The sequence below is a fragment of the Streptomyces sp. CRN 30 genome (genome assembly GCF_034105845.1).
In genome coordinates this window covers 1-6,403 of the sequence record NZ_JAVRHI010000005.1, presented here as the reverse complement: position 1 = coordinate 6,403, position 6,403 = coordinate 1, and the positions used below count along the sequence as shown (strand labels likewise).

The 6,403-nt window shown below is 73.3% G+C and carries 6 protein-coding genes; all 6 read right to left on the bottom strand.

Translation table 11 applies throughout. The features are described 5' to 3' along the window. The coding region (locus tag UW392_RS00705) for a DoxX family membrane protein (protein ID WP_320772834.1) at positions 1 to 1,611 on the bottom strand (1,611 nt) is incomplete at its 3' end. A gap of 82 nt (positions 1,612 to 1,693) precedes the next feature. Continuing rightward, positions 1,694 to 2,635, bottom strand: coding sequence for a 23S rRNA (guanosine(2251)-2'-O)-methyltransferase RlmB (gene rlmB, locus UW392_RS00700; protein WP_320772833.1), 942 nt, complete (start codon positions 2,633 to 2,635; stop codon positions 1,694 to 1,696). A gap of 113 nt (positions 2,636 to 2,748) precedes the next feature. Continuing rightward, a complete protein-coding gene (cysS, locus tag UW392_RS00695; RefSeq protein ID WP_320772832.1) occupies positions 2,749 to 4,149 on the bottom strand; it encodes a cysteine--tRNA ligase in 1,401 nt (466 codons plus the stop codon). A gap of 222 nt (positions 4,150 to 4,371) precedes the next feature. Continuing rightward, a complete protein-coding gene (gene ispF, locus UW392_RS00690) occupies positions 4,372 to 4,866 on the bottom strand; it encodes a 2-C-methyl-D-erythritol 2,4-cyclodiphosphate synthase (protein WP_320772831.1) in 495 nt (164 codons plus the stop codon). Continuing rightward, a complete protein-coding gene (gene ispD, locus UW392_RS00685; protein WP_320772830.1) occupies positions 4,856 to 5,632 on the bottom strand; it encodes a 2-C-methyl-D-erythritol 4-phosphate cytidylyltransferase in 777 nt (258 codons plus the stop codon). The genes ispF and ispD overlap by 11 nt, the downstream gene beginning before the upstream one ends. 380 nt (positions 5,633 to 6,012) lie before the next feature. After that, the coding region (locus UW392_RS00680; protein ID WP_320772829.1) for a CarD family transcriptional regulator at positions 6,013 to 6,403 on the bottom strand (391 nt) is incomplete at its 5' end.

Here is a 6,403-nt window from a genome sequence, read left to right as displayed (position 1 = left end):
GCCGGGACCGGCGCTGGTGCTCGGCGCCTGTCCGGCGGGGCTGCTCTGCTGCGGCGGGGCCTCGCCGCCGACGGCGCCCTGCGTCTCGCTGGGCGCGCCGCCGGTCGTGGCGCCGGAGGTGCTCGCGTCCCGGGTCGCGCCCGGGGTGCCGGCCTCGTCCGTGGCGCGGCCGGTCGCGCCGGACGACGTGGCGCCCTGCGTGGGGGGCGTCGACGCCTCGGGGCTCGTGCGCTGCCGCTCGCCGGGCTCCCGCGGGAGGGCGGAGCCGGGCAGGTTGTTGCGCGGGGCCTCGCCGGGGCCGGGGACGACCACGCGGTCCGCGTCGCGGACGGCACCGCCGAGGAGCGAGCCGACGAGCAGGGTGACGCCGGTGACGAGGAAGGTGATGACGGCGCCGCGGCGCAGCACGTACCGGCGCAGGTCCCAGAGGTCGGCGCGGGGGCCGAGACGCCGCCAGGCACCGCCCGCGAGGCGGCCGTCGACGGAGTAGACGGGGGCGCCGGCGATGATCAGCGGGGACCAGGCGGCGAGATAGATGATGTCGGGGGCGTCGTAGACGGGGACGCTCTTCCAGCTCACGGTGAGCAGCAGGGCCGCCGACAGGAACGCCCCGATCCCGGCGGCGACGCGCTGCCAGCAGCCGATGACGGTCAGCACGCCGACGATGACCTGGAGGAAGGCGATGACGAGCCCGGAGCCGACCGGGTGGGCGAGGGCGAACTGACGCAGCGGCTCGGCGACTTCCCACGGGTGCAGGGTGTTGAGCCACTTGACCATGGAGCCGCGCGCGCCGCCGTCGAAGTACACGGGGTCGCAGAGCTTGCCCATTCCGGCGTAGGCGGAGATGAAGCCGAGGAAGACGCGCAGCGGGAGCAGCACGACGCCCAGGTTCATGCGGCGGCCGGGGTAGTAGGCGTGCCGCGCGGGGTCGTCGGTGTGGCGGCCGGTGCCGGTGCCCGCCGGGTCGAGGTCGTCGTCCTCGACGTAGTCGTCCGGGTGGACGGGCTGCTGGAAGGCGGGTTCGTCGTAGGCGCTGCCGACCGTGCGCATGGCGGGCAGCAGCCGGGTGCCCTCGGTCCGGCCGGGGGTGCCGGGAGTGCGCTGGGCGCCCACGACCGGGGTTTCCAGGGTCTGCGTGGTGAGGGCGTCGTCGTAGCCGTCGTCATAGCCGTCGTACGTGCGCGAGGGCGGGCCGCCGCCGTCGACGCGCGGGATGACCTGGGTGGCCCCCGCGTCGGCGGGCTCCTCCGCGCGTCGGCCCGCTCCGGCCCGTACGGCCTGGAGCAGCCGGTGGGCGCCGGTGTCGTCCGGGGCGGACCGGCCGCTCCAGACGACGGCCCGGCGCCGGGCGGGCGCGACGGCGCCCGCCCGGTCGGGCGCGCCGACGACGGGGATGCGGGCGGTGTCCTGGGTGGCGCTCAGGTGCCGCGTGATCCGCGCGGACGTGGTCCGCCGCGCCGAGGTACCCAACTGCACGCGGAAACTCGCGTGGTTGACGATGACCTGGGCCGGATCGCTCGGCACCTTCACCATGCTCAGCGCGGGAGCGTCGTCGTTTCCCGACGAGCGGTCCCCCGTGGGTGTGCGGGGTGTTCTGGTGTCCACACTCATCTAACCGAGTGACGTGACGTTAGGACACTGCCTTGACCGCCGCTATCTGTCCGGACTCCGTCAAGATCGTCGGGGCGGCCGGTCAGGCCCGCCGGCGGGCCGTCTCGTAGAGCACGACACCCGCGGCGACACCGGCGTTGAGCGACTCGGCGCCGCCCGGCATGGGGATGCGCACCCGGAAGTCGCAGGTCTCGCCGACCAGCCGGGACAGTCCCTTGCCCTCGCTGCCGACGACGATGACGACCGGCCCGCTCAGCGCGTCCACCTCGCCCACCTCGGCCTCGGCGTCGGCGGCGAGGCCGACCACGACGACACCCGCCTTCTTGTACTGCTCCAGGGCGCGCGTCAGATTGGTGGCGCGCGCGACCGGCGTACGCGCCGCCGTGCCCGCGGACGTCTTCCAGGCGCCCGCGGTCATCCCGGCGGCGCGCCGCTCGGGCACGACCACGCCGTGGCCGCCGAAGGCGGAGACGGAGCGGACGACCGCGCCGAGGTTGCGCGGGTCGGTGACGCCGTCGAGGGCGACGATCAGCGCGTCCTCGCCCGCGTCGGCGGCGGCGGCGAGGAGGTCCTCGGGGTGGGCGTACTCGTACGGCGGCACCTGGAGGACGAGGCCCTGGTGGTTGAGGCCGTTGGTCATCCGGTCCAGCTCGGGCCGCGGCGCCTCCATGAGGTGGATGCCGCCGCGCTCACCGGCGAGCTGGAGCGCCTCGCGGACCCGCTCGTCGCTGTCGATGAACTGCTGGACGTAGAGCATGGTGGCGGGCACGCCCTCGCGCAGCGCCTCGACCACGGGGTTGCGGCCGACGACCATCTCGGAGGCGGACCTGCCGCCCCGCTTGCCCTGCGGCGGGCGGCCCTGCGAGCGGCGGACCTTGGCGTTGGCGGCGCGCTGCTTGGCGTGGCCCTTGCGCATCTCGGCGGGGGGCGTGGGGCCCTTGCCCTCCAGGCCCCGGCGTCGCTGGCCGCCACTGCCGACCTGCGCGCCCTTCTTGCCGGACATGCGGCGGTTGTTAGCGGCCATGAGTACGTGTCTCGCTTCCTGAATGCTGTCGGTACGTCTTATTCGGTACGTCTTATGCAGTGTGCCGCCCGGGGGGCCGGGCGGCACAGTCGATCTTCGGTTGGCCGGTGCGGTCAGCGCGGGCCGAGGCTCCAGCGCGGACCCTGCGGGCCGTCCTCGATGACCAGTCCGGACTCGCCGAGCCGGTCCCTGATGGCGTCCGCGGTCGGCCAGTCCTTGCGCGCCCGCGCGGCCTCCCGCTGGTCCAGGACGAGGCGTACGAGGCTGTCGACGACGCCGTGCAGGTCCTCGCCGCTGTCGCTCTCCCCGGCCCAGTGGGCGTCCAGCGGGTCCAGGCCCAGCACGCCGAGCATGGCCCGCACCTCGGCGAGGCGCGCCACGGCGGCCTCCTTGTCGTCGGCGGCCAGCGCGCTGTTGCCCTGCCGGACGGTGGTGTGCACGACGGCGAGGGCCTGGGGGACGCCGAGGTCGTCGTCCATGGCCTCGGCGAAGGCGGGCGGCACCTCGGCGGCGGGCTCGACGGTCCCGCCGGCCAGTTCGGCGGCGCGCTGCGCGAAGCCCTCGATCCGGGCGAACGCCGTCTCGGCCTCGCGCAGCGACTCCTCGCTGTACTCGATGGTCGAGCGGTAGTGCGGTGTGCCCAGGTAGTACCGCAGGACGATCGGCCGCCACTGCTTGACCATCTCGCTGACCAGGACGCTGTTCCCGAGCGACTTGGACATCTTCTCGCCGCTCATGGTGACCCAGGCGTTGTGCACCCAGTACCGGGCGAAGGCGTCGCCGAAGCCGCGGGCCTGGGCGATCTCGTTCTCGTGGTGCGGGAAGATCAGGTCGATCCCGCCGCCGTGGATGTCGAACTCCTCGCCGAGGTACTTGTGCGCCATGGCGGAGCACTCCAGGTGCCAGCCCGGCCGGCCCCGGCCCCACGGCGTCTCCCAGCTGGGTTCGCCGGGCTTGGCCGCCTTCCACATGGCGAAGTCGCGGGGGTCCCGCTTGCCGGTCTCGCCGTCGGCGGAGGGCTGGCGCAGGTCGTCGATGTCCTGGTTGGACAGGGACAGGTACCCCGGCAGGGAGCGGACGTCGAAGTAGACGTTGCCGTCGGCCTCGTAGGCGTGGCCGCGCTCGATGAGGCCGCGCATCATCTCGACCATCTCGGTGATGTGGCCGGTGGCGCGCGGTTCGTAGGTGGGCGGCAGGCAGCCGAGGGCGTCGTAGGCGTCGTTGAAGGCGCGCTCGTTGGCGTACCCGATCGACCACCAGGGGCGGTTCTGCTCCGCCGCCTTCCGGATGATCTTGTCGTCGATGTCGGTGACGTTGCGGATGAACGTGACGTCGTAGCCGCGGTGGGCGAACCAGCGGCGCATGATGTCGAAGTTCAGCCCCGACCGGATGTGCCCGATGTGCGGGGCGGCCTGCACGGTGGCACCACACAGGTAGATCGAGACGCAGCCCGGCACGAGCGGGGTGAAGTCACGGATCTGCCGGGCGCTGGTGTCGTACAGCCGAATAGTCACGGGTCCAGGGTAGTGCGCCGGGACCAGTGCCCCGCGACCTTCCCGCGAGGGGCCACGCATTCGTGACGTACGCCTCCGACACGGCCCCTCTCCCGCACGCGGGCCGACTGTACGACTTCACCGGACGCGGGCCGACTGGACGACTCCTCCGCACACAGGCCGACGGGACGGCCCCTGACGGACACGGGCCGACCGGACGCGCCCCCTCCGTACGAGGATCGGCTAGCCGGCGACGACCAGGGCCGTGGCGACGGCCATCAGGCCCTCGCCGCGGCCCGGGAAACCCAGTCCGTCCGTGGTCGCGCCGGAGACCGAGACCGGCGCCCCGGCGGCCTCGGAGAGGATCTTCTCCGCCTCGGCCCGCCGCTTGCCGACCTTGGGCCGGGCCCCGACGACCTGCACGGCGACGTTGCCGATCCGGAAGCCCGCGGCCCGGACGATCCGCGCGGCCTCCGTCAGCAGGGTCGTGCCCGACGCGCCCGACCACTCGGGCCGCCCGGTGCCGAAGTGCTGCCCTAGGTCACCGAGGCCGGCCGCGGAGAACAGCGCGTTGCACGCGGCGTGCGCGACGACGTCCGCGTCGGAGTGCCCGGCCAGTCCGGGGCCCTCGCCCTCCCACCTGAGTCCGGCGCACCACAGCTCGCGCCCTTCCTCGAAGGCGTGGATGTCGGTGCCGATACCGACCCGCGGCAGCGGGGGAAGGGGATCAGAAGCCATCGTTGAGCCTCCTGCGCGCCAGGACCGCCTCGGCCAGCACCAGGTCCAGCGGGCGCGTCACCTTGAACGCCTCCTCGTGGCCGGGCACCGCCACGACCGGCAGGCCGAGCTGCTCGACCATGCTCGCGTCGTCCGTGACGTTCTCCGTGACGGTCGCGTGGGCGCGGACCAGCACCTCCCGCTCGAAGCCCTGGGGGGTCTGCACGGCGCGCAGCCGCGCCCGCTCCGGGGTCGCGACGACCGGTTCGACGCCGCCGGGCGCGGCGGGCGGCCCGACCTCCTTCACGGTGTCGGCGAGCGGCAGGGCGGGCACCACGGCGGGCGCTCTGCCGCGGACGGCCTCGACGACGGTGTCGACCGTGTCGACGGGGACCAGCGGCCGGGCCGCGTCGTGCACCAGCACGGTGTCGTACTCGGGCGGCAGCGCGTCCAGGCCGAGCCGCACCGACTCCTGGCGGGACTCCCCGCCGGGCACGACGAGGACGTCGGTCCGCTCGGGGAGGGCGTGCGCGTCGATCAGTGCCTTGACCTCGGTGGCGCCGTCGGGCGGTGCCACGACGACGACCAGCGAGACCAGGCGGGAGGCGGCCATGGCGCGGACGGCGTGCACCAGCATGGGGGTGCCGCCCAGCGTGCGCAGGGCTTTCGGGGCTCCGGGACCGAGGCGTACGCCCCGGCCGGCGGCGGGAATCACGGCGGCGGTACGGGCCCCTGCGGCGGTGCCGGCGGCGTCGGCCGCGGGCGAGGGACGCGATTCGTCAGACATCGGTTCCTGTCAGGTTTGTGTGCTGGCCTGGCGTGGGTATGGCCCTGGGAGTGCCGGGCGCGACGCCCCGACCGGACCCTTCCGTGACATCGGTCGAGACAGCTGCCCGGGCCCGGCACACCAGGACTCGGGGGAGGTCTCAGGCGCCTTCCCCGGGGTGAAGCGTACGGACGGCATCCGGGTACAGACATGCCGCAGCGCCCGGCGACGACAGAGACGTCATCGGGCACCGCGGCATTTCATGTGCCGACGTGCAGCGCACGCGGCCGAGCGGTCTCGCTGTACTTCAAGGACGCTGCACTTCAGAAGCGCTGCACTTCAGGAACACTGTGCTTCAGAAATGCTGCACTTCAGAAGCGCTGTGCTTCGGGGATGCGCGCCTACGAGGCGAGAACCTCGTCGAGCAGCGCCTCGGCCTTGTCCTCGTTGGTGTTCTCCGCGAGAGCCAGCTCGCTCACCAGGATCTGGCGGGCCTTGGCGAGCATGCGCTTCTCACCGGCGGAGAGTCCGCGCTCGCGCTCACGACGCCACAGATCGCGAACGACCTCCGCGACCTTGATGACATCGCCGGAGGCGAGCTTCTCCAGGTTTGCCTTGTAACGACGCGACCAGTTCGTGGGCTCCTCGGCGTACGGCGCGCGCAGCACCTCGAAGACCCGGTCCAGCCCGTCCTGACCGACCACATCACGCACGCCGACGAACTCCGCATTGTCCGCTGGCACACGTACCGTCAGGTCGCCCTGGGCGACCTTCAGCACCAAGTAGGTCTTG